We start from the raw sequence: 22,165 nt of genomic DNA on the forward strand, positions 1-22,165 counted from the left end.
ATATATCCTTTAAATTCTAAAAATTTCACTAGGATATATCTCTTTTAAATATTATTGATCAGCTAAAACATTTGTGTAGTATTCAGTTACTTTATCAAATTCAGCTTCTTCTGGAACTATAAGTTCACCTTCTTCAGTTGATCTGAAAAGATAAACTGATTCATCCTCTGGATTTTGAGCTAATACATATTCATTTTCTTCAAATTCAAATGCATCAACTATTGGACAAGATATAACGTTTCCGTTATCATCTTCTAAATCCACAACAAAATGTTCATGTTCGTGTTCTCCACATCCACAGTTATCTCCACATCCATGACTATCATGATCGTGTCCACATCCGCAGCCTTCGCCACATTTATTTAATTCATTATCCATTTTAATTTCCTCCTTAATAATAAGTAAAACACTCTAAATAAAAATAAATATAAAAATTTATTTTTACTAAGTTATGTTTAATTTGTCTTTTATAATTGTACCCTTATTCTTAGGAAAATAAAAGAAAAATATTCATTTTTGTAAAAATTAAAAATCATTTTAAAAAATAAATAAAAAAGGAGGTGAAAACCCCCTTTTTTATTTATATTTACTACTATTCTTGATTCGCAAGCTTTTTATAGTTCTCTAATCTTTCCATAGCATCTGCTTGAGTCTTTTCAAATAAAGCTTCTGCTGCTTCTGGGAATGCTTTTGCTAATGAAGCGTATCTAACTTCACCCATTAAGAATTCCTTAAAATCTCCCTTAGGTTCTTTTGAATCTAAAGTAAATGGATTCTTAATTCCCTTTAATGCTGGATTATATCTATATAATGCCCAATATCCACAATCTACAGCCTTTTTAGATTCTGATTGTGAATTTGTCATTCCTGCCTTAATACCGTGGTTAATACATGGAGCATAAGCTATTATTAATGATGGTCCATTATAGCTTTCTGCTTCAGATATAGCTTTAATAACTTGGTTTTTATCTGCACCCATACAAACTTGAGCAACATATACATATCCATAGCTCATAGCCATCATACCTAAATCTTTCTTTTTAGTTCTCTTACCTGAAGCAGCAAATTTAGCAATTGCAGCTGTTGGTGTAGATTTAGAAGATTGACCACCTGTATTTGAATAAACTTCTGTATCAAATACTAATACATTTACGTTATCTCCTGATGCAAGAACATGGTCAAGACCACCATATCCAATATCATATGCCCAACCATCTCCACCAAAGATCCATTGTGATCTCTTAACGAAGAATTCTTTATCATTTAAAATAGTTTTAGCTATTTCAGAATCGCAATTTTCAAGTGCAGCAACTAAAGCATTTGCCCTTTCTCTAGTTCCATCACTTTCTTCTTTATTATCTAACCAATTCTTTAATACTGCCTTAGTTTCATCTTCTAAATCACTTTCTAATGCAAATCTTACATTTTCAGCTACTCTATCTCTTATAGCTTGAACGCCTAAGAACATACCTAATCCATATTCAGCATTATCTTCAAATAATGAATTTGCCCAAGCTGGACCATGACCATTATGGTTAACTGTATATGGAGTTGCAGGAGCTGATCCTCCCCAAATTGAAGAACATCCTGTAGCATTAGCTACCATCATTCTATCACCAAATAATTGAGTAACAAGTTTAGCATATGGAGTTTCTCCACAACCTGCACAAGCACCTGAGAACTCAAGAAGTGGCCTTTCAAATTGACTTCCCTTTAATGTGTTTTTATTCATTGGATTTTTCTTAACAGATACTTCTGTTGTTGCATAATTCCAAGCTTCTATTTGATTGTGTTGACTATCTTGTGGCTTCATTACTAAAGCTTTATTCTTAGCTGGACATACTTCAGCACAATTTCCACAACCTGTACAATCAAGAGGTGTAACTCCAATTGTGAATTTATATGGTGCCTCTGTTTTTAATGCTCTAGCATCTACAGTCTTCATTGAAGCAGGAGCTTTTTCTGATTCTTCACTACTTAATAAGAAAGGTCTTATTGCTGCATGAGGACATACTACTGAACATTGATTACATTGAATACAATTTTCTGGTATCCATTCTGGAACATTAATTGCAATTCCTCTTTTTTCATATGCAGCTGTACCAGCCATGAAAGTACCATCTTCCATACCATGCTTTACAAATGTAGAAACTGGTAATCCAAAACCTTCTTGTCTATTCATAGGTTCAACTATATCCTTAATAAATGCTGGAACTTCCTTAACATTACTTTCCTCTTGATCTACTGCATTTATCCATGACTTTGGAACATCTATTTTTACTATAGCATCAACACCTGCATCAATGGCAGCATTGTTCATATTAACAACCTTTTCACCTTTTTTACCATATGATGTAACAACAGCTTGTTTTAAATATGCTACTGCTTCATCAACAGGAATTATATTAGCAAGTTTAAAGAAGGCTGCTTGCATTATCATATTAATTCTTCCACCAAGACCAATTTCTTGAGCTATCTTAACAGCATTTAATGTGTAGAACTCTATATTCTTTTCAGCTATAGTCTTCTTCATTTCTGCTGGTAATTTTTCATTTAACTCTTCTGGTGTCCAAATAGTATTTAATAAGAACTTACCATTATTCTTTAATCCATCTAATACATTATACTTATAAACATAGGATTGATTGTGACAAGCAACAAAATCAGCTTTATCAATTAAATATGGTGATTTAATTGGTTTTTTACCAAATCTTAAATGTGAAACTGTTATACCACCTGATTTTTTAGAATCGTATGAGAAATATCCTTGAGCATACATATCAGTATGGTCACCAATAATCTTAATAGCGCTCTTATTTGCACCAACAGTACCATCTGAACCTAGTCCCCAGAACTTACAAGCCTTAGTTCCTTCTGGTGTAGCATCAATATCTTCTACTGTTTCAAGTGAAGTAAATGTTACATCATCAACTATACCAATTGTAAATCCATTTTTAGGCTCATCCTTAGATAAATTAGCATAAACTGCTGCTATATCTGAAGGGTTTGGATCCTTTGAACCTAATCCATATCTACCACCAACTATAATTGGAGTATCCTTTTTACCCGCAAATGCACTTACTACATCTAAGTATAATGGTTCACCAATTGATCCTGGCTCCTTTGTTCTATCTAAAACTGCAATCTTTTTAACTGTATTTGGAATTGCAGCTAATAATTTTTCTATTGAAAATGGTCTATAAAGTCTAACCTTTACAACACCAACCTTTTCTCCTCTAGCATTTAAATAATCTACAGTTTCTTCAGCAACATCAGTTCCTGAACCCATTGCAATAATTACTCTATCTGCATCTTCTGCTCCATAATAATCAAAGCAATGATATTCTCTTCCTGTTAATTTAGTTATCTCAGCCATATATCCTTCTACTATTTCTGTAATATCATCATAAAATCTATTTACAGCTTCTCTTGTTTGGAAGTATATATCAGGATTTTGAGCTGTTCCTCTAGTTACAGGATGATCTGGATTTAATGCAGATTGTCTAAATTCTTTTACTGCATTCCAATCAACTAAATTAGCTAACTCATCATACTCTAAAACTTCTATTTTTTGAATTTCATGAGATGTTCTAAATCCATCAAAGAAATTCATAAATGGAATTCTAGATTTAATTGCTGATAAATGTGCAACTGCTGATAAATCCATAACTTCTTGAACAGAACCTTCAGCAAGCATAGCAAAACCAGTTTGTCTTGCTGCCATAACATCTTGATGATCTCCAAATATATTTAATGAAGAAGTCGCTAATGCTCTAGCAGATACATGTATAACACCTGGAAGTCTTTCTCCAGCAATTTTATACATATTAGGAATCATTAATAATAAACCTTGTGAAGCTGTATATGTAGTTGTATAAGCTCCAGCTTGAAGTGATCCATGTACAGCACCTGCTGCTCCTCCCTCCGATTGCATTTCCATAACCTTTACTGGTTGTCCAAAAATATTTTTTCTACCTTGTGCAACCCATTCATCAACATGCTCTGCCATTGGTGATGATGGAGTTATTGGATAAATAGCAGTTACTTCTGTAAACGCATATGACACGTGTGCAGCCGCAGTGTTACCATCCATAGTCTTCATTTTTCTCATCTCTTCTACCTCGCTTCCCCTTTTTTTCATTTAAGCATATAAATAATATGGTATATATCGAAATAAACTATATTTAATTTCAATAATATACCATAGTTGCTTACATAAAATATTTTCACTTAGTAGATATGAAGTTAGACTATATACATAAAATTAATTCTTTACCTAAATCCATAGCCCTTTTTAAATCATTCTTCTCAACAGAATCCTTAACAGCTAATTTTCCCAAAACGTTGAATCCATAGTCTATCATATTTTCTTCCCATTTATCAATAAACTTCGTATCACGCCATCCACATGATCCAAATAAAACTAAAGGCTTATTTTTAATTTCTATTTCCTTTAAACTATTAATAAAAGGTTTCATATCTATTTCTTCTATATCATCGTTTATCATTGCTGGGCTTCCAAAAGCTACTGCATCTGCTTCTAAAACATCTTCGATAGATGCATCTGCCACATGTTTTGTTTCAACTTCTACATCTCCTATACTAGCGCCTTCGCATATAGCATTTGCTATAATTTCTACATTTCCACCATTACTCCAGTATATTATTGAAACTTTTTTCATTTTAGCACCTCTTCTACTTTTGTTTAATTTCATTTGGTAATTTTTACTAACAATTTTAATTATATAATACCAAATAATTTTTTCAAGTTATTTCCCTATATTTTAAAATTTATTTTTCAAAATTTAATTATAGAACTTATTATTTTTTCTTTATACTACTCATAATTACATTTATAATTGCATCAACACCGCTTTTCATTTGGCTATTATTCATATTTTTTATAAATTCATTTTTTCTTGATTTTAATTCCGAAAGCCTTTCCATTAAATTATGCTTTTCTATCATTTCATCTTCATCTAAAACTAATGAATATCCTTCTTTAGCAAAAGATTTAGCATTTAATATTTGATCTCCTCTACTACTTTTTTTAGATAAAGGTATTAAAAGTGTTGGTTTTTTTAATGCTAATAATTCAAATATTACATTTGCACCAGCTCTAGAAATTATAAAATCCGCATATTTAAGTAAATGTGGTAAATCTTCTTTAACATACTCAAATTGTTTATATCCTTCTAAGCCATTTAAAGATTTATCTAAATTTCCTTTTCCACATATATGAATTACATTAAAGTTTTTTAGTATATCATTAATATGATACCTAACTTCATCATTTATATTCTTTGCTCCTAAGCTACCACCAATAACTAAAATAACCTCTTTATCTTGCTTAAACTTGCAAATTTCTTTTCCTATTAGTCTATTTCCCTTTAATATTTCCTCTCTTATCGGAGTCCCTGTTAATTCTCCCTTTCCATCCTTTATATAATTTAAACTTTCTCTAAAAGTTACACATAACTTATCACAAAATGGAGCTGATAATTTATTTGCAAGGCCTGGTGTTAAATCTGACTCATGAGATACTACTGGTATCTTTTTCATTGAGGCAGCTATAACTACTGGAACAGCAACAAATCCCCCTTTTGAAAAAATAACATCTGGCTTTTCTTTTGATAAAATTTTATTTGCTTGAATTACACCTTTCATAACCTTAAATGGGTCAGAAAAGTTTTTCATATCAAAATATCTTCTTAGTTTTCCTGATGAAATTGCAAAATAAGGTATTCCTGCATCACCTATAATTTCTTTTTCAATTCCGTCATAACTTCCTATATACTTTATTTCAAAGTCTTTTTCCTTTAACTTTGGAACTAAAGCTAAATTTGGAGTTACATGGCCTGCTGTTCCCCCACCAGTCATTATAATCTTATACTTACTCATCAAACCACCTCTTCTATTAAGATTTTTTAAAAACTTCAACACTAAGCTTTAATGTCTAATATATATTTATTAAATTCAAGTTGTAAATAGTTAAGTATCCCTATATATTCTACCACTAACCCAGTAATTTTCCACCTTTTCCTCTAATTAAATATAATATAAAGGATTTACTAATTTTTTATATTCTTAATAGAAACAAAAATCTCAATAAAGGTTTTTAAGTAAAATCAATAAAAACAAAATTATTAATTAGGAACTCTTTATTTTTATTGTATTATCACCTTAGCATCTGGGTATAATTCTTTTAACAGGGCTACGGTATATATCTCATTTACAAGGGATAGGTAGCCCCTGCTTAATCTATTCCTTACTGCTTGTAGTATACAACCCTCAAACTGTAATCCCCTAAGCATAGAATCTTTTCTTTGTAACTCACTAATCCACCAATTCTCGGTTACTAATATACCTCTATCAGCATATTCCTGTTGTGTTGGTACTCGGTGGAGTTCCTCGCATAAATCTTCAAATAAACAAGCAACATCAGAACCAAAGTTATTTACACTTTCATACAATGCTATTTTCTTCCTATCTTCGTAAGATACAGTTTCTACTACAATAGGAACTGTTAAATACTATGGTGTTGCCAAGAGTTCCCTCAATTCACTAGCGGTCATATTTACGATATTTGTCTTAGTCGTCAACCTCTCACAAACATCATAGCCATTCATATTATTTAACCTCCAAACCTTCAAAGTACTGTTTAGTAGCTTCACTACTGGATTCCCCTATATTTGCAAATATACATCTAGCATCCATTTCCCAAGTCCCCTCTAAATCAAATTTACCTTTCTCCATATCATAGTTAATAATATGGTAGTTGTTTGCATTGTCAATAAGTTCAAGGCTAATTTTCTTAATTTTCCCAGTTGTGTCGCCAGAAAGTGCAGTACAATCTAGCGTTTCATTTGGAAATGTAATCCAATAATTTTCTTTAGTAATCTTATTTTCCCTTGTTGCTGGGTGAAATTCAACATCATCCATAAAATTATCAAAACATACCCAACCGCCACGTATAGCATAATTTGTATTGTTCACAATTTTAATACTTACTTCTGTTGGACACTCGCTTCCTACTGCTCTTCCCGCCCATCTATCTTTTTCTCTTTTTTTCTTTTTGTCTTTATCTACAGTCAATACAATATCTATATCAAAACTAGCATCTGTTATTCCTAGTTTTTCTATAGGGGATTCTTCCTTTTTGTTTGATTCCTTTTTATTTTCTACTACTTTATCTACAACTTTAACTTTAATATCTGCAAATGTAGTTGTAGAAATTGTACTACTAATTGTAGCCCCTAGTAGTAATGCTGATATCATCTTTGTAATAAATAGTTTTTTCATAAAATCAACTCCTTGTAATGTATTGTATATTTTTAAAATTATATATAAAAAACCTAATAAACTTATGTTATTAAAATGTTAATAATTATTATAAAATAACAATATATACTTATATAAAAACATTAAAAAGTAAATAAATTTATATTTATAAAAATTCCTCTTCGTATATTTTATTATATTTCATTAAATTAATTTTTGTTGCAAATGTAGTAGTTATTATAATAACATAAGTGTTAATTTTACTTACTCATTTAATATATTTTAAATCTAAGACCACATAATAAAAAATATAACAATTATTTTAATTTAAATATCCTATATATTTTTTCCACCTTTTCCTCTAATTAAATATAATACAAAGCTTCTAACTGGATAAAATATTATCATAAAGATACAAGGAGATGAATTTAAATGTCAAAAAATTTAGTACCTGATGCTAAAGATAAATTAGCTAAATTCAAAAACCAAGTTTCTAGTGAAATGGGAGTTCCTTTCACAGATTATAACGGTGACTTAACTTCTAAACAATGCGGTAGCGTTGGTGGAGAAATGGTTAAACGTATGGTTGAACAATATGAAAATGGAATGAAATAATTAATTCCAAAATAAATAATAGGATGCTTTTTAAACACCCTATTATTTATTTCATAAACTATATATAATATACTTCTACACCTGAAAGCTTAATATCACCAGTTAATATTAAAGTATGGCTAAATTCTTTACTTTCTTTTCTTTCATTTCCAACTCCACCTATAAACACATTAGTTCTATTTTCAACATTCCAAGCCTTAGGAATATATAATTCTAATCCAGACAAAGATATATCTAATCTAATAATAGCCACATCTTCTGCCATTATTGCATTATCAAAATAAACTTGAAGTCCAGAACATTTGCATTTAATATCTGCACTTACAAATTTATTATTATTTATATACTTTGTTTGAGCAGAAAAAACAGAATTAATTTTTATATTACTTTCATCATTAAATACTTCTTCAAAATTTTCCTCATCTAATTTACTTTCATATTCTTCTAGTATAGATGTATTTTTTTCAGATTTATAGTATGACTTTACATCAAACCATTTGTTTTTTTTGGGGAAAATCATTGATAATCCAATACTTCCAAAAAGAGCTGCTAATAAAACAGTCCATGGAGTAAGCATAGTTATTCCCAGTTTTTCATCATATATTATACAAATAAATGCTATTGGAAATAATATTCCTGCATAATTTAATCTAAATAAACTATCTATAATAATTGCAAATAAAATTATTGAAAATCCTAAACTAAATGGATTAATATCTGATAAAAATCCTAGCTTTCCTATAATTAAACCAATTGCACCTAAAACAAATAATATTCCCCAAAATATATTTCTATCTTTCACCTTATCTCCTCTTTTCTAATAATTTTAATTTTAGTACTTTATAATAACCTCTAGATACATATACTTTCTTATGAGTATTTTTAAACTCAACTAAACTTGCAGATGTTATATTTCTAGTTATTGAATAAATATGATTAATATTTAAAATTGTAGACTTAGATATTCTAATGAAATTCTGTGGTAAAATTTCTTCTAATTCATAAAGCTTATACTTAACTTGATATACTTCATTTAATGTATGTGCATAAATCAAACTCTCCTCTGTTTCAAAAAATAATATATCATCAACACATATGTAATATTCCGTATTTCCCTTATAAAATATCATTTCCTTTTTTTCTGAAATCAGTTCAAAAATAATATTTTGAATTTTTGTTATTTCTTCACTTAACTCGCTACACTTAATAATAATTTCATTTTCTTTAATTTGATTATCTAGCTCTATCCGTAACTTCATATCTACTCAATCCTCCTATTCACCAATTATATTCTAAGCATTTTTTTATGTAAACTTAGATTAAGTAAGAGGTTATTTTTTTATTCTAAGACGTTAATTTTTCTTAATAACATAAAAAAGAGGCATCTCTGCCCCTTATAAAAAATTATTTTGAAATTCTATAATTACTTATAACTAACTGAACTTTTTTATTACCATTAAACTCATTAATTTCAGGCATACAAATTATATCTAAATAAAGATTATTAGGTAAACCACTAACTACCTTATTATACTCCTCTTCGCCTAATTCATCCTTTACTAAGCTTTCAAAACCTTCTATATCTCCAAAATATATTCCTTCAATATATAATCTACCATCACTTAACTTTAGTTTAAGGACGTTTTTATTTTTACCTAGTATTTTTGCCTCTATCACCTTTAACTTTTTCATTCCAAAAGTAGGCTTTGGATTTGCTTTTCCATATGGTTCTAATAATGATATTTGATCTATTAACTCATAATTTATTTGACTTAATAATAATCCCATATCAATTGAAACCTTAGGAATTATATCGTCATCAGTTAATGTTGTAATACTATTTAATCTACTTCTAAATTCATCTATATTTTCATTTGGTATAGACATTCCAGCTGCCATTGGATGTCCTCCAAACATTCCTAATAAGTCTTTACATTTAAGTAGTTCCTCAAACATATTATATTCTTCAATTGATCGCCCTGAACCTTTAGCTCCATTATGTGCCTTAGTTAAAATTATTGTAGGAAGATTATACTTTTCCCTTACTCTCCCTGCAATTATTCCAGCAATGCTTTCATGTACATCTTCTAAATATACAACTAATACTTTATCATTAGTCATATTATTTTTTTCTATTATTTCAATGGCTTGATCTAACCCTTCTTTAGTTAAATCTTGTCTTTCTTTATTTAAATCATTAAGTTTTTTTGCTAATTCTGTAGCTTCTACTTCATTATTGCTTAAAAGCATTTTTAATGCCCATTCTGCTTGTTCAAGTCTACCTGAAGCATTAATACTTGGTCCTATAACAAAACCTAAAGAATAAACTGTTATTTCTTTATTTTCTAATCCTGTTTCTTTAAATAAAGCTTTAAGTCCTATATTATTAGTGTTATTTATTCTTTTTAATCCTTCTTTAACTATTATTCTATTTTCAGAAACTAAATCAACAACATCACAAACTGTAGCTATCGCTACGTATTGTAATAAATCATAAAGCTCTTCCTTATCAATACCAAACTCCTTATAAAGTTCCTCTATAAACTTATATGCTACTCCAGCTCCACAAATCTTATCAAATTTATAGGTGCAATTTTCTTGCTTGGGATTTATTACAAAATCAGCACAAGGAACTACATATCTTCTTTTTTCATTTTCTTCAATAAAAGGTACATCATGATGGTCTGTAATAATAACCTTAAGTCCTAAGTCCTTTGCTAACTTTACCTGTTCAATTGCTGCTATTCCATTATCGCAAGTAATTATAATATCTACATTTTCATCTTTTGCTTTTTTAATTATACTTTCATTTATTCCATATCCTTCTTTTATTCTATCCGGGATATGAAAACTAACATTTCCATTACATTTACTTATAGCTCTATATAATATATAAGTGCTTATAACACCATCTACATCATAATCTCCAACTATAAGTATTTTTTCATTATTATTAATGCTATCTCTCATTAGTTTGACAGCACCGCTCATTCCTAGCATATCCAAACCATTATATAAATTATTAATTGATGAATTTAAAAAATCTTTTGCTATATCTAAACTATAAATTCCTCTATTAACTAATAACTTTGCTACTACTTCACTAACATTTAAATCTTGTGCTAATTTTGTAGTATTAAACTTAACATTTCTAACCATCCACTTTTCCAAATAATCACCTCTTTTTTCTGTTAAAATCTTTTAATTATAAATTTATATAAATAATAAAGCCAGCTTTTAGCTGACTTTATTTATGAAATATTAAAATAACATTGCACTTTTTATTTGATTTACCTTATCAGGTGCTGCTTGATTTAGTATTTCAAATGCAAATGGTATTGCCGCTGCTGGACCTCTTCCTGTAATAATATTTCCATCTACAACAACAAGTTCTTCTTTGTAATTACATCCTACTAATTGATCATCAAAACCTGGATAACATGTTGCATTTTTACCATTTACAATCCCAAGTTTGCCAAAAGTAATTGGTCCTGCACATATAGCTGCTACAATCTTATCTTCATCATAAAACTTCTTAACAATTTCATTAACATTTTCATCATCTCTTAAATTTACAGAACCTGGCATACCACCTGGTAATACTACAATATCATAATTATAAATTTCATCACTTAAAACTTTATCAGCCTTTACTGTTACAGAGTGTGAAGTTGTTACTTCTAAACTTTTAGTTCCAAATGTACTACATTCAACCCCTGCTCTTCTTAAAACATCAACTGTTGTTAATGCTTCTATAGTTTCAAATCCTTCTGCTAATAAAACTGCAACTTTCACTATTATACACTTCCTTAAATTAAATTTATCTAAGAGTTCATAAATATAGCTAAAACTTTTATACTAAATTATTAACTCAAATTTACTAATTATATTGGGCTTCTAATATTTCATCATCTAAATTAATAATCATAATATTAGTACCTCTTCCAGCCCTGTTTTGAATTCTAATATCTTTTATCTCTACTGACTTTTTCTCTTTATTTTTAGTTATTAAAACTATATCTTTATTATTACCATCTATAGCTATTTCATCTTCATTAATTATTCTTGAAAGTATACATCCTGAGATTGCTTCATCATCTTCTTTTAAACTTATCCCAGTAACACCTGAAGCAATTCTTCCCATAGTATTTACACTTTCACTTAAAAATCTAATTGCCATCCCCTTCTTAGTTACAATTAGTATTTCTCCATCATTTTCTTCTATACATACAGAAATTACTTCATCATTTTCATATTTAAATTTATAAGCCTGACATAATGAATAATTTACGTCATACTCTTTTAATGAAGTCTTCTTTATCATACCCTTTTTAGTAAAGAAGTAAACCATATTTTTTTCATAAAAATCTTTTAATGAATATATATCAATTATCTTTTCCTTTTTAGAATATCCATCAATTATATTTTCTAATGCAATTTCTTCTTTAACAACATTAGAAATTAAAAATGCTGGAACCTTATACATGCTTCCCTTATCAGTAAATAAAACTAATGTACTTAGAGAATCAGTAGTTACTTTTAGTCTATCACTAGACTTAACTTTTGAAAATCCTTTTAAAGTACCTTTTGATGTTACTCCAACATTAAATGTGATAAACTCAAATTTATCTATATATTTAACACTTATAATTTCATCACTTTCAATTAAATTAAATAATTGAGTTCCTAGAATATTTCTTGGTGTATCTTCTATCTTAGGTATTTCTAAACTAAACCTTAATCCTAATTTAGTTTTTACTTCTAAGAAAGTATTTTCATATTCACTATCTACTAAAATTATATCAAGTACAACTTCATTTTCCTTTAATTTTAATGCTTGAATTTTACTATAGCTTGTTTGGAATTTATCTAAAGTACTCTTTTTTATTATTCCCTTATTAGTTATAAACTGAATACTCTTACTTCCATCTAATATTCCAACCGAAAATACATTTACTATACTTTCATTTTCTAAGTTTAAAGTCTTAATTATAGAATCTATTCTTTCACCCTTTTCTTTCCATTTACCTTCTGGAATATTTATACCCTTAACTTGATACATATTACCCTTATCAGTAAATAAAAGAATATTTTCTGTAGTGTTAGATTTAAATAAAAATTTAAGTTCATCACCTTCTCTATAGTCAATATCTTCTGCCTTAGCATTTGATCTTTGATAAGTTCTTAATGGAATTCTCTTTATAAATCCATCTTTAGATAAAGTAATCATCACATCTTCAACTACAATAAGCTCGTCTAAATCAATTTTAGCCTCACTATCATTTTCTACTATCATAGTTCTTCTTGGATTTCTAAATTTATCAGTTATTTCTTTTAACTCAGTTTTTATAACTTTTAAAAGTTCATTTTCATTTTCTAATATTTTTCTTAATCTTTTTATAGTTTTTTCAAGTTCTGTATACTCCTTTTGGAATACCTTTATTTCAAGACCAGTTAATCTATAAAGCATAAGTTCTAATATTGCTTCTGATTGAATTTCTGTAAATCCAAACTTTTCAATTAAATTTATATTGGCATCCTTTTTAGATTTTGACTCTCTAATAGTTTTAATAATTTCATCTAAAATATTAATTGCTTTAATAAAACCTTCGACTACATGGAATCTTTTTTCTGCCATCATAAGCTCTTTTATAGTTCTCTTTGTAACTATATCCTTTTGATGATTAACATAATGCATTATTATAGTTTTTAATCCCATAGTCTGTGGTTTACCATTTGCAAGTGCCACCATATTAAAACTTATATTACATTGTAAGTCTGTTTTCTTAAATAAGTACTTTAATATTTTATCTGCTGTTTCATAATCTGCTACCTTTTTAAGTTCTATAACAGCTCTAATACCACTTCTATCTGATTCATCTCTAATATCAGTAATTGCTTCTAAAGCTTTTTGATGTCTTTTATCACCAGTCATTTCTGATATAGTTTGAAGAATTTTTGATTTATTTCTTCTATAAGGAAACTCTGTAATTACAATTCCGTATCTCCCATTATCAAGTTTTTCTATATTAGTTTTAGCTCTTAAAGTAACTTTCCCTTCACCTGTTTCATAAGCAGATAAAAGAGAATTTTTACCTATAAGAACACCACCTGTAGGCAAATCTGGAGCTTTAATATATTCCATAAGCTCTTTAGTTGTTATTTCTGGATTATCTATATAAGCAAGTACACCATCAGTAACTTCACCTAAATTATGAGGTGGTATATTAGTTGCAAGACCAACAGCAATACCAAATGTTCCGTTTACTAAAAGATTTGGATATCTAGCTGGTAAAACTTTTGGTTCTAGTTCGCTATCTGAATAGTTCGGAACCATTTCAACAGTTTCTTTATCTATATCTCTAAGCATTTCCATAGCTATCTTAGATAATCTAGCTTCAGTATAACGCATGGCAGCTGCTCCATCACCATCCATGGAACCAAAGTTACCATGTCCATCAAATAAAGGCTCTCTAGTTGAAAAATCCTGTGCCATAAGCACCATTGCATCATAAACTGATGAATCGCCATGAGGATGAAACTTACCAAGTACATCCCCAACTATTCTTGCACTTTTATAATAAGGTCTATCAGGAAAGGCCTTTAAAAGATATGATCCATAAAGTATTCTTCTATGAACAGGCTTTAACCCATCTCTTACATCTGGGAGTGCTCTATCTTTTGCAACTTCAACAGCATATGGAAGATAATTATCTGGCATAGCCTCTTCAAGTGGTATTCTTAATATATTATTATCTTTTGGAATATTATGTACCTTCTTAGCCATAATAAAAAACTCCTTTCTAATTTCTAAAACTCTGCATACTTATACATATAATTCTTTCTTGGCTCAACAACATCACCCATTAAAAGTGATACCATTTTTTCAGCCTTAGCTGCATCTTCAATAGTAACTTGGAAAAGAGTTCTAGTTTCTGGGTTTAAGGTAGTATCCCAAAGTTGATCTGGATTCATTTCTCCAAGACCTTTATATCTTTGAATTAATGCTCCTTTACCTATTTCTTTTTTAACTTTTTCTAACTCTTCATCACTATATGCATATTTTGATACTTCCTTACCCTTTATAGATTTATAAACCTTATATAAAGGTGGTTGTGCTAAGTAAAGATGACCATTTGCAATAAGTGGTCTCATGTATCTATAAATATAAGTCATCCATAAAGTTCTTATATGAAATCCATCAACGTCAGCATCACTCATTATTATGATTTTATCGTATTTTAAATCTTCCTCTTTATAATTATCTAAAGTTCCAGTTCCTATTGCTGTATTAAATATCTTAAGCTCTTCAGATGCTAGTACATTTTCAAGCTTTTGTTTTTCTGTATTCATTATTTTACCCTTTGAAGGCATTATAGTTTGAAATCTTCTATCTCTAGCTTGCTTTGCAGAACCTCCTGCAGAATCTCCCTCAACTACAATAAATTCATTTACAGTATTATCTTTTAATGTACATACTGCAACCTTACCAGCAAGTGGTGCAGTTCCTTTACCTATTTTTTTCTTTTCAGCTTCATTTATCTTTTTAATTTTTTCTCTTCTTTGAGCAGCAGCAAGAGCATTATTTATTAAACTTGTTGCAACTTCCTTATTATCTTCTATCCATTCACAAAGCTTAGTATATGCTAAATCATTCATCATAGTATAAGCTTCTGTACTTCCTAATTTTGTTTTCGTTTGACCTTCAAAAACAGCATTAGTAATTTTAATTCTAACTATTGCTGTCATACCTTCTCTTAAATCATCACCTTCAAATTCCTTATCCTTTTCCTTTACAAGTCCTAGCTTTTTAGCCCACTCTTTAAAAGCTCTAGTCATTCCAGTTTTAAATCCAGACTCATGTGTTCCAGCTTCTGTTGTAGGAATATTATTAACATAACTTGCAATATACTCTGTAGTAGAGTCTGTAAACTGCATACAAACTTCTCCATACATAGAAATATTATTTATTGTTTTTTCACCTTCAAAAAGGATTGGCATTTGATGAATAGTTGTTTTACTTTCATTTAAATAATCTATAAAATCAAGAAGTCCTCTTTCAGAATAATATTCTTTTTTAATTTCTTCATCTTTTCTTTTATCTATAAGTTCAAGATGTATTCCTTTATTTTGAAAGGCAAGTTCTTGTAATCTTTCATCTATAATATCAAATTTAAAATCAGTTGTTGAAAAAATTTCTCCATCTGGTTTAAACGTAACTCTTGTTCCTGTGTCCTTAGTTTTTCCTACAATTTCTAAAGCTGTAACTGCTGTTCCTGGCATATCCTTTTTAAGTTCTTTATCAAAAGCATATTCAAATTTTTGCTTATATATATTTCCATTTTGATGAACTTCAACTTCTAACCACTTTGATAACGCATTAACTACAGCTGCACCAACTCCATGAAGTCCTCCAGATGTTTTATAATTTTTATTATTAAACTTACCACCAGTATGTAATTCAGTAAATACCATTTCCACTCCTGATTTTTTCTTAATTGGGTGGATTCCTGTTGGTATTCCTCTACCATTATCTATAACTGTTATGCTTTTATCTTTATTTATAATAATACTTGCTTTATCCCCAAAGCCATTAGAAATTTCGTCTATTGAATTATCTAGTATTTCCCATATACAATGATGTAATCCCTTAGTTCCTGTAGATCCTATGTACATTCCAGGTCTAACTCTAACGGGTTCAAGTTTTTCTAAGGATGTTAAGTCTGTTACATCATATTTATTATTAACTTCACTACTCATATAAACCTCCAAAATTATAACCTATTCACATTTAAATAATAATTTAGATATAATTTTATAATATCTAGATCAAACTAATGTTCTCTATTAACTTTTCTAATTCTATCATAATTCTATGCGTATTTAAAAGTATGTTTAAAAACTACCTTAAAGTTACAATTACTATATATTAATAAGATAGCTTATTTATATCTTATCCTCATTACTTAAATTTACAATTTATTTTATTTACAACTCTTCACCTTATTGGATATTTTAATTTCGTAATTTTGAAATTACATTCATAAATTTTATAATACAATTAAAATAAAAAATCAAATTACTTTATAATTACTTAAACTATAAAGCAATTTGATTTTTATAATAAAATCTAATTTTTTAAAATCTTTTCTTTAAATAATTATACGATTCCTTGTGCCATCATAGCATCAGCAACCTTTTTAAATCCTGCTATATTAGCTCCCATTAAGATATTTCCTTCATGGCCATATTCCTTTGCAGCAGCTGCTGAATTGTTATAAATATTAATCATAATATTTTTAAGCTTAGAATCTACTTCTTCAAAGCTCCAAGACATTCTCATACTATTTTGAGACATTTCTAATGCTGAACAAGCAACTCCACCTGCATTTGCAGCCTTAGCTGGACCAAATAATACTCCATTACCTTGGAATACTTCAATAGCTTCTAATGTACTTGGCATATTTGCACCTTCTGCAACTACCTTAGTTCCATTTTCAACTAAAATCTTAGCTGACTTTTCATCTATTTCACCTTGAGTTGCACAAGGAAGTGCCACATCACATTTTATAGTCCAAATATCTCTGCAACCTTCAAAATATTTAGCTGAAGGAACATAATCTAAATATTCTTTGATTCTTCCTCTCTTAACTTCCTTAATCTCTTTTACAACTTCAAGATTAACTCCATTTTCATCATATATATAACCATTTGAATCACTTAACGCAACAACCTTTGCTCCTAATTCTGTTGCCTTTTGTGTTGCATATATAGCAACATTTCCTGAACCTGAAATTACAACTGTCTTTCCAGATAAAGAAAGATTATTTGCTTTCATCATTTCTTCAGTAAAGTAAACTAATCCATATCCTGTTGCTTCAGTTCTTGTTAAACTTCCACCATAAGATAATCCCTTTCCTGTTAAAACACCTTGGTCATTAGCATTTCTTAATTTTTTATAATATCCATACATATATCCTATTTCTCTACCACCAACACCAATATCTCCTGCTGGTACGTCTGTATCTAATCCTATATGTTTGCATAACTCTGCCATAAAACTTTGGCAAAATCTCATTATTTCTCTATCTGATTTTCCCTTAGGATCAAAGTCTGAACCACCTTTTCCCCCACCAATAGGTAATCCTGTTAATGAATTTTTAAATATTTGCTCAAATCCTAAAAACTTAACTATACTTGCATTTACAGTTGGATGGAATCTTAATCCTCCCTTGTATGGACCTATAGCACTATTAAATTGAATTCTATATCCTCTATTAACTTGAACTCTTCCTTTATCATCTACCCAAGGAACCCTAAACATAATTTGTCTCTCAGGTTCTACAATTCTTTCTAATAATCCTTCTTCAACATATTCTGGATGTTTATCAAAGACTGGAATTAAGGAAATAGCTACTTCTTTTACAGCATCTAAAAATTCCTTTTCATTTTGATTTCTTTTTTCTACTTGTTCTAAAACACTTAAAACATATTCTTTTCCTGTCATAAGTTTTCCCCCTTAATTTTTATTATTTTTAGGATGTTTTAAAAATTTATCACTTTTATATTTTTTATCTTAAATAAATTTTTATTAAGTTATTTTTTAACATCCTAACCCTACTTACTATATTAATACTATTTTGGTAATTTTAAAAGCTAATTTTAAAAAACCAAAAAAATTATGTTAATTTTTAACTACTTTTTAGTAATTTAAAACTAACATAATCCTTATAAAACTTACTATTTATTTATAATATTATTATTTTCTATTAACTCATTTATTAGTAAAAATATATTTTTAGTAGAATCATTTTTATCAAAAGATTTACAAGCTTCCTTCATATCCTCTAATTTTTCACTATCTCTTAATAATTCTACTATGGCTTCTCTACAACTATTTCCATCACTAATTCTTACTGCCATATTATGCTTTAATAAAAAATCTGCATTTTCTTCCTCTTGTCCTGGAATTGCATCAAAAACAGCCATTGGAATATTACACGCTAATGCTTCTGTAACAGTTAATCCTCCTGGCTTAGTAATTATAATATCTGATGCTTGCATTAATTTATTAATTTCATTTGTAAAATAAATAAGCTTTGTTTTCTTACTACTCTCTTCTACTACCTTTTCAAAATGATTATATAGCTTTTGATTTTTTCCTGTTACTAATATTATTTGAAAATCTAAATCTATATCTATTATATTTTCATAAACATCAAAAACATTTGATACCCCAAAGCTTCCTGCCATCATTAATATAGTTGGTAAATTTTTATCAAGACCTAATTCATCAATTACTAATTGCTTTTCTTTTTCTTCAAAGAATACTTCATCTACGGGTATTCCATATGGATAAATACTTTTTGAATCTACTCCCTCAGTAATCATTTTAGTAACCATATCATCATTAGCAACTATATATGCATCAACATTATCACTTATCCATGCTTTATGTGGAGCATAATCAGTCATTATACAAATTAATGGTATATTTATTTCATTTTTTGATTTTAACCTTGATACCATTTCAGTTGGAAATGGATGAGTTGTTATAATTACATCTGGTTTAAAATCATCAATTAAAGGCAACAACTTGTTTGCAAATATATTATTAAGCCTAGTTACAAAATTAGCTAATTTATGCTCTTTATTAGTTAAATCATATAACTTTCCATATAGCTTTGGTGTTTTTGTAGCTAAATAAACATATCCGCTAGTTACTGTTTTGTTTAATATTGGACTTATATACAATAAACTATCTACAATTTTAACATTTATATCTTTATTATGTTGAGTCATGTAATTTTCTATTGCTTGAGATGCCCTCATATGACCACCACCTGTTGATGCCGATAAAATAAGAACTTTCATTTGATACCCCCTAACAGTATAATTTATATCAATAATTAATTTATTATATCATATAGCCTTAAATCTTAAAAAGCCATTCTTCCTAGAAAAGAAACCACACTTATTCCACAAGTAATTCCAAGAATCATTCCACATATAACATCTGTTGGATAATGTACTTTTAAATAAATTCTTGAAAATGCAATTAATGTTGCAATTGGGCTCATTATTAATCCTAACTTTCCATTCATTTGTAAAAATACTACTAAAGCTGCAAATGAAGATGCTGTATGCCCAGATGGAAATGAATATGTTATAGGTTTATTTACTAATAACTTTTCTTCATTATGTTGAAATGGTCTACTTCTTTTAACTATGTGTTTTATTATACCTTCACCAATTATTGTAGTTAATATCAATGATAAAATAACTGCAATTCCAATAATTCTATCTTCAACCTTTAATAACATTAAAATTGATATAACTATCCATACTACTCCTAAGTTTCCCATAACCGTAATGATAGGCATTATTTTATCAAATGTTCTATTTTTACACTTTTCACTTATGTATTTTAAACCTTTATTATCAATTGCTTTAAAAAACCTAATCATTTGTGCCCTCCTAACCTTTATATTACATCTTTAGTAGGTAAAATTATTTTATATTTTTCTTTTCATATATTATTATATAACAATTTTATTATATAAAGTTAATTATTTATTAACATTTATATATTATTTTTCTTAATATTTTCTAAAATAAATAGAGAGAAATAATAAAAATATTATTCCTCTCTATTTATTCTCATTCACTTGTTTATTTATATTTTCAATAAATCTTATTTTTCTTCCTTTTATATAATATAAATAAATTGGAATATTAGATATAATACCCATAACACTACCACATATTATATCCCACATTGTATCATGCAAACTATTATTTTGAGATGTAAATCCAAATAATTGGTCTGTTGAAAATTCCCATATTTCCCATACCGCTGCCCCAGCAATAGAAAATATTATAGAAAATAATATTGGCATATATCTTTTAAATGAATTATCTATATTACCATTACTTATATGTAAAAATAATATATAACCTATTAAACCCATAATAAGCCCTGATAATAAATGTAATATTTTATCATACATAGGAATTATTAAATAAAAATCAAACACATTTCCTAAATACATTGCTCCAATAATAAAAGAGTAAATTAAATAAAAACTTATTCTTGTTTTTCTTAAAAAAGTTTTTTTATAAACAAAATACATTATCCATAACGTAACTGCCATTAATCCTATTCTAAAAAGCTTTTCTCCACCTCTAAAAATAAAATCATATATTGCTGTAATAATTAATATTAACATTGATATCAAATTTAATCTTAATGCCTTATCTTTTAATAAATTCATCAAAAACTCCTTTATAATTTAATATATTTTTTTATTATTTATTAATGAAGCTGAAATACCTCCAAATATTAAACCACCCATATGAGCTCCATTATCTATATTACTTATTGTAACTCCTATAAATATATTTATAAGTAAAACTTTAAATAAGTTTAGTATATATGCTTTTCCTATTTTATTTTTATTTCTTATTCCAAAAATAATCATAGCTCCTAAAAGTCCAAATATTGCTCCTGATGCTCCCACACTTATTGAATTTGCATTAAATAAATAACTAAATATACTTCCCCCTAAAGCTGAAATTAAATATATAGCTAAATATTTAATTTTTCCATATACATATTCTACTTCTGAACCAATAATTTTAAGCGCATACATGTTAAATGCTATATGTGCTAATCCTCCATGTAAAAATGCACAGGTTATTAATCTCCAAGGCTGTCCATTATTAATTAAAACATTTACTTTAGCTCCAAAATTTATAAGAGTATATGAATCAATATTATATATATTTTTAGATGAAAATACTGTAATTATAAAAATTAGAATATTTACACATATCAATATATACGTAACAAAACATTCTTTATACTTTACTTTAAAATCATTTGATTTTTCTTTTTCTAAACTATGATTTAATATAGAAACAAGTGGTTTACAGCTGTTATCGCTGTAAACTACTTGTTTTTCTTTTTCTGAATAAATTAATTTATTATAAGGTTGTTGAATTAATTCTTCATAGTTTTCTTCTCCATATACAACAATATTAAGAGATACTTTCTTTAAATATAAATTTTCTAAAAAGTGAATTACCTCGCTATATATAAAGTTACTTTCACTACTTTTGCATACTACAACTGCATAAATAAAATCTTTATTTTCCATTATAGCTATCCATTTATTATCATTTAAAAATTTACTATGATAATCCTTTATATAAAATTCAGATTGATTTGTTAATTCACTAAATAAAAATTTTTCTAATTTATTCATAT

Annotated in this window: 18 protein-coding genes; 1 reads left to right on the top strand and 17 read right to left on the bottom strand. The window is 28.1% G+C overall.

Annotation, left to right across the window (positions count from 1 at the left end; translation table 11 throughout):
* Window positions 1-51 precede the first annotated feature (51 nt).
* The 6 genes from QZ321_RS06075 to QZ321_RS06100 all read right to left on the bottom strand — a co-directional run bounded on the left by QZ321_RS06075 (window position 52) and on the right by QZ321_RS06100 (window position 7,302).
* On the bottom strand, window positions 52-378 hold the full coding sequence (locus QZ321_RS06075; protein WP_291740948.1) for a DUF1292 domain-containing protein: 327 nt from the start codon (window positions 376-378) through the stop codon (window positions 52-54).
* Between the two features lie 214 nt (window positions 379-592).
* Entirely contained in the window at window positions 593-4,111 is a 3,519-nt protein-coding gene (gene nifJ / locus QZ321_RS06080; RefSeq protein WP_291746778.1) for a pyruvate:ferredoxin (flavodoxin) oxidoreductase, read from the bottom strand.
* A 139-nt stretch (window positions 4,112-4,250) separates the two neighbouring features.
* Window positions 4,251-4,682, bottom strand: coding sequence for a flavodoxin domain-containing protein (locus tag QZ321_RS06085; RefSeq protein ID WP_291740943.1), 432 nt, complete (start codon window positions 4,680-4,682; stop codon window positions 4,251-4,253).
* Between the two features lie 139 nt (window positions 4,683-4,821).
* A complete protein-coding gene (locus QZ321_RS06090) occupies window positions 4,822-5,901 on the bottom strand; it encodes an undecaprenyldiphospho-muramoylpentapeptide beta-N-acetylglucosaminyltransferase (protein ID WP_291740941.1) in 1,080 nt (359 codons plus the stop codon).
* A 266-nt stretch (window positions 5,902-6,167) separates the two neighbouring features.
* Window positions 6,168-6,473 (bottom strand): hypothetical protein, encoded by a 306-nt coding sequence (locus QZ321_RS06095; RefSeq protein ID WP_291746776.1) that lies wholly within the window; start codon window positions 6,471-6,473, stop codon window positions 6,168-6,170.
* Between the two features lie 157 nt (window positions 6,474-6,630).
* Window positions 6,631-7,302 (bottom strand): hypothetical protein, encoded by a 672-nt coding sequence (locus tag QZ321_RS06100; protein ID WP_291746953.1) that lies wholly within the window; start codon window positions 7,300-7,302, stop codon window positions 6,631-6,633.
* A gap of 411 nt (window positions 7,303-7,713) precedes the next feature.
* Here QZ321_RS06100 and QZ321_RS06105 point away from each other — a divergent pair, with 411 nt between their 5' ends.
* Window positions 7,714-7,896, top strand: a complete 183-nt coding sequence (locus tag QZ321_RS06105) for an alpha/beta-type small acid-soluble spore protein (protein WP_291740939.1) — start codon at window positions 7,714-7,716, stop codon at window positions 7,894-7,896.
* Between the two features lie 58 nt (window positions 7,897-7,954).
* Here the strand turns inward: QZ321_RS06105 and QZ321_RS06110 are convergent, their stop codons facing one another.
* The 11 genes from QZ321_RS06110 to QZ321_RS06160 all read right to left on the bottom strand — a co-directional run bounded on the left by QZ321_RS06110 (window position 7,955) and on the right by QZ321_RS06160 (window position 22,163).
* Window positions 7,955-8,698, bottom strand: a complete 744-nt coding sequence (locus QZ321_RS06110; protein ID WP_291746955.1) for a hypothetical protein — start codon at window positions 8,696-8,698, stop codon at window positions 7,955-7,957.
* A gap of 1 nt (window position 8,699) precedes the next feature.
* Window positions 8,700-9,155 carry a LytTR family DNA-binding domain-containing protein gene (locus QZ321_RS06115; protein ID WP_291740937.1) on the bottom strand — a complete coding sequence of 152 codons (456 nt, stop codon included), beginning with the start codon at window positions 9,153-9,155 and terminating at the stop codon, window positions 8,700-8,702.
* 145 nt (window positions 9,156-9,300) lie between these two features.
* Window positions 9,301-11,055: a single-stranded-DNA-specific exonuclease RecJ gene (recJ, locus tag QZ321_RS06120; protein ID WP_291747100.1), complete on the bottom strand. Its 1,755-nt coding sequence runs from the start codon at window positions 11,053-11,055 to the stop codon at window positions 9,301-9,303.
* Window positions 11,056-11,157: 102 nt separating this feature from the next.
* Window positions 11,158-11,694, bottom strand: coding sequence for a DJ-1 family glyoxalase III (locus QZ321_RS06125; protein WP_291747103.1), 537 nt, complete (start codon window positions 11,692-11,694; stop codon window positions 11,158-11,160).
* A gap of 82 nt (window positions 11,695-11,776) precedes the next feature.
* Window positions 11,777-14,683 (bottom strand): DNA topoisomerase IV subunit A, encoded by a 2,907-nt coding sequence (locus QZ321_RS06130; RefSeq protein WP_291746959.1) that lies wholly within the window; start codon window positions 14,681-14,683, stop codon window positions 11,777-11,779.
* A 23-nt stretch (window positions 14,684-14,706) separates the two neighbouring features.
* Window positions 14,707-16,656, bottom strand: a complete 1,950-nt coding sequence (locus tag QZ321_RS06135; RefSeq protein WP_291746962.1) for a DNA topoisomerase IV subunit B — start codon at window positions 16,654-16,656, stop codon at window positions 14,707-14,709.
* A 400-nt stretch (window positions 16,657-17,056) separates the two neighbouring features.
* On the bottom strand, window positions 17,057-18,403 hold the full coding sequence (gene gdhA / locus QZ321_RS06140; RefSeq protein ID WP_291746965.1) for an NADP-specific glutamate dehydrogenase: 1,347 nt from the start codon (window positions 18,401-18,403) through the stop codon (window positions 17,057-17,059).
* A 233-nt stretch (window positions 18,404-18,636) separates the two neighbouring features.
* A complete protein-coding gene (locus tag QZ321_RS06145) occupies window positions 18,637-19,770 on the bottom strand; it encodes a glycosyltransferase (protein WP_291746968.1) in 1,134 nt (377 codons plus the stop codon).
* Window positions 19,771-19,835: 65 nt separating this feature from the next.
* On the bottom strand, window positions 19,836-20,363 hold the full coding sequence (locus tag QZ321_RS06150) for a phosphatase PAP2 family protein (protein ID WP_291746971.1): 528 nt from the start codon (window positions 20,361-20,363) through the stop codon (window positions 19,836-19,838).
* Between the two features lie 183 nt (window positions 20,364-20,546).
* On the bottom strand, window positions 20,547-21,170 hold the full coding sequence (locus tag QZ321_RS06155; RefSeq protein WP_291746974.1) for a hypothetical protein: 624 nt from the start codon (window positions 21,168-21,170) through the stop codon (window positions 20,547-20,549).
* 18 nt (window positions 21,171-21,188) lie between these two features.
* The gene (locus QZ321_RS06160; RefSeq protein WP_291746977.1) at window positions 21,189-22,163 is read right to left on the bottom strand and encodes a rhomboid family intramembrane serine protease; all 975 of its coding nucleotides are present in this window, start codon (window positions 22,161-22,163) and stop codon (window positions 21,189-21,191) included.
* Between the last annotated feature and the right edge of the window lie 2 nt (window positions 22,164-22,165).

It is taken from the genome of uncultured Clostridium sp. (assembly GCF_910588715.1).
Classification (GTDB): Bacteria; Bacillota; Clostridia; order Clostridiales; family Clostridiaceae; genus Clostridium.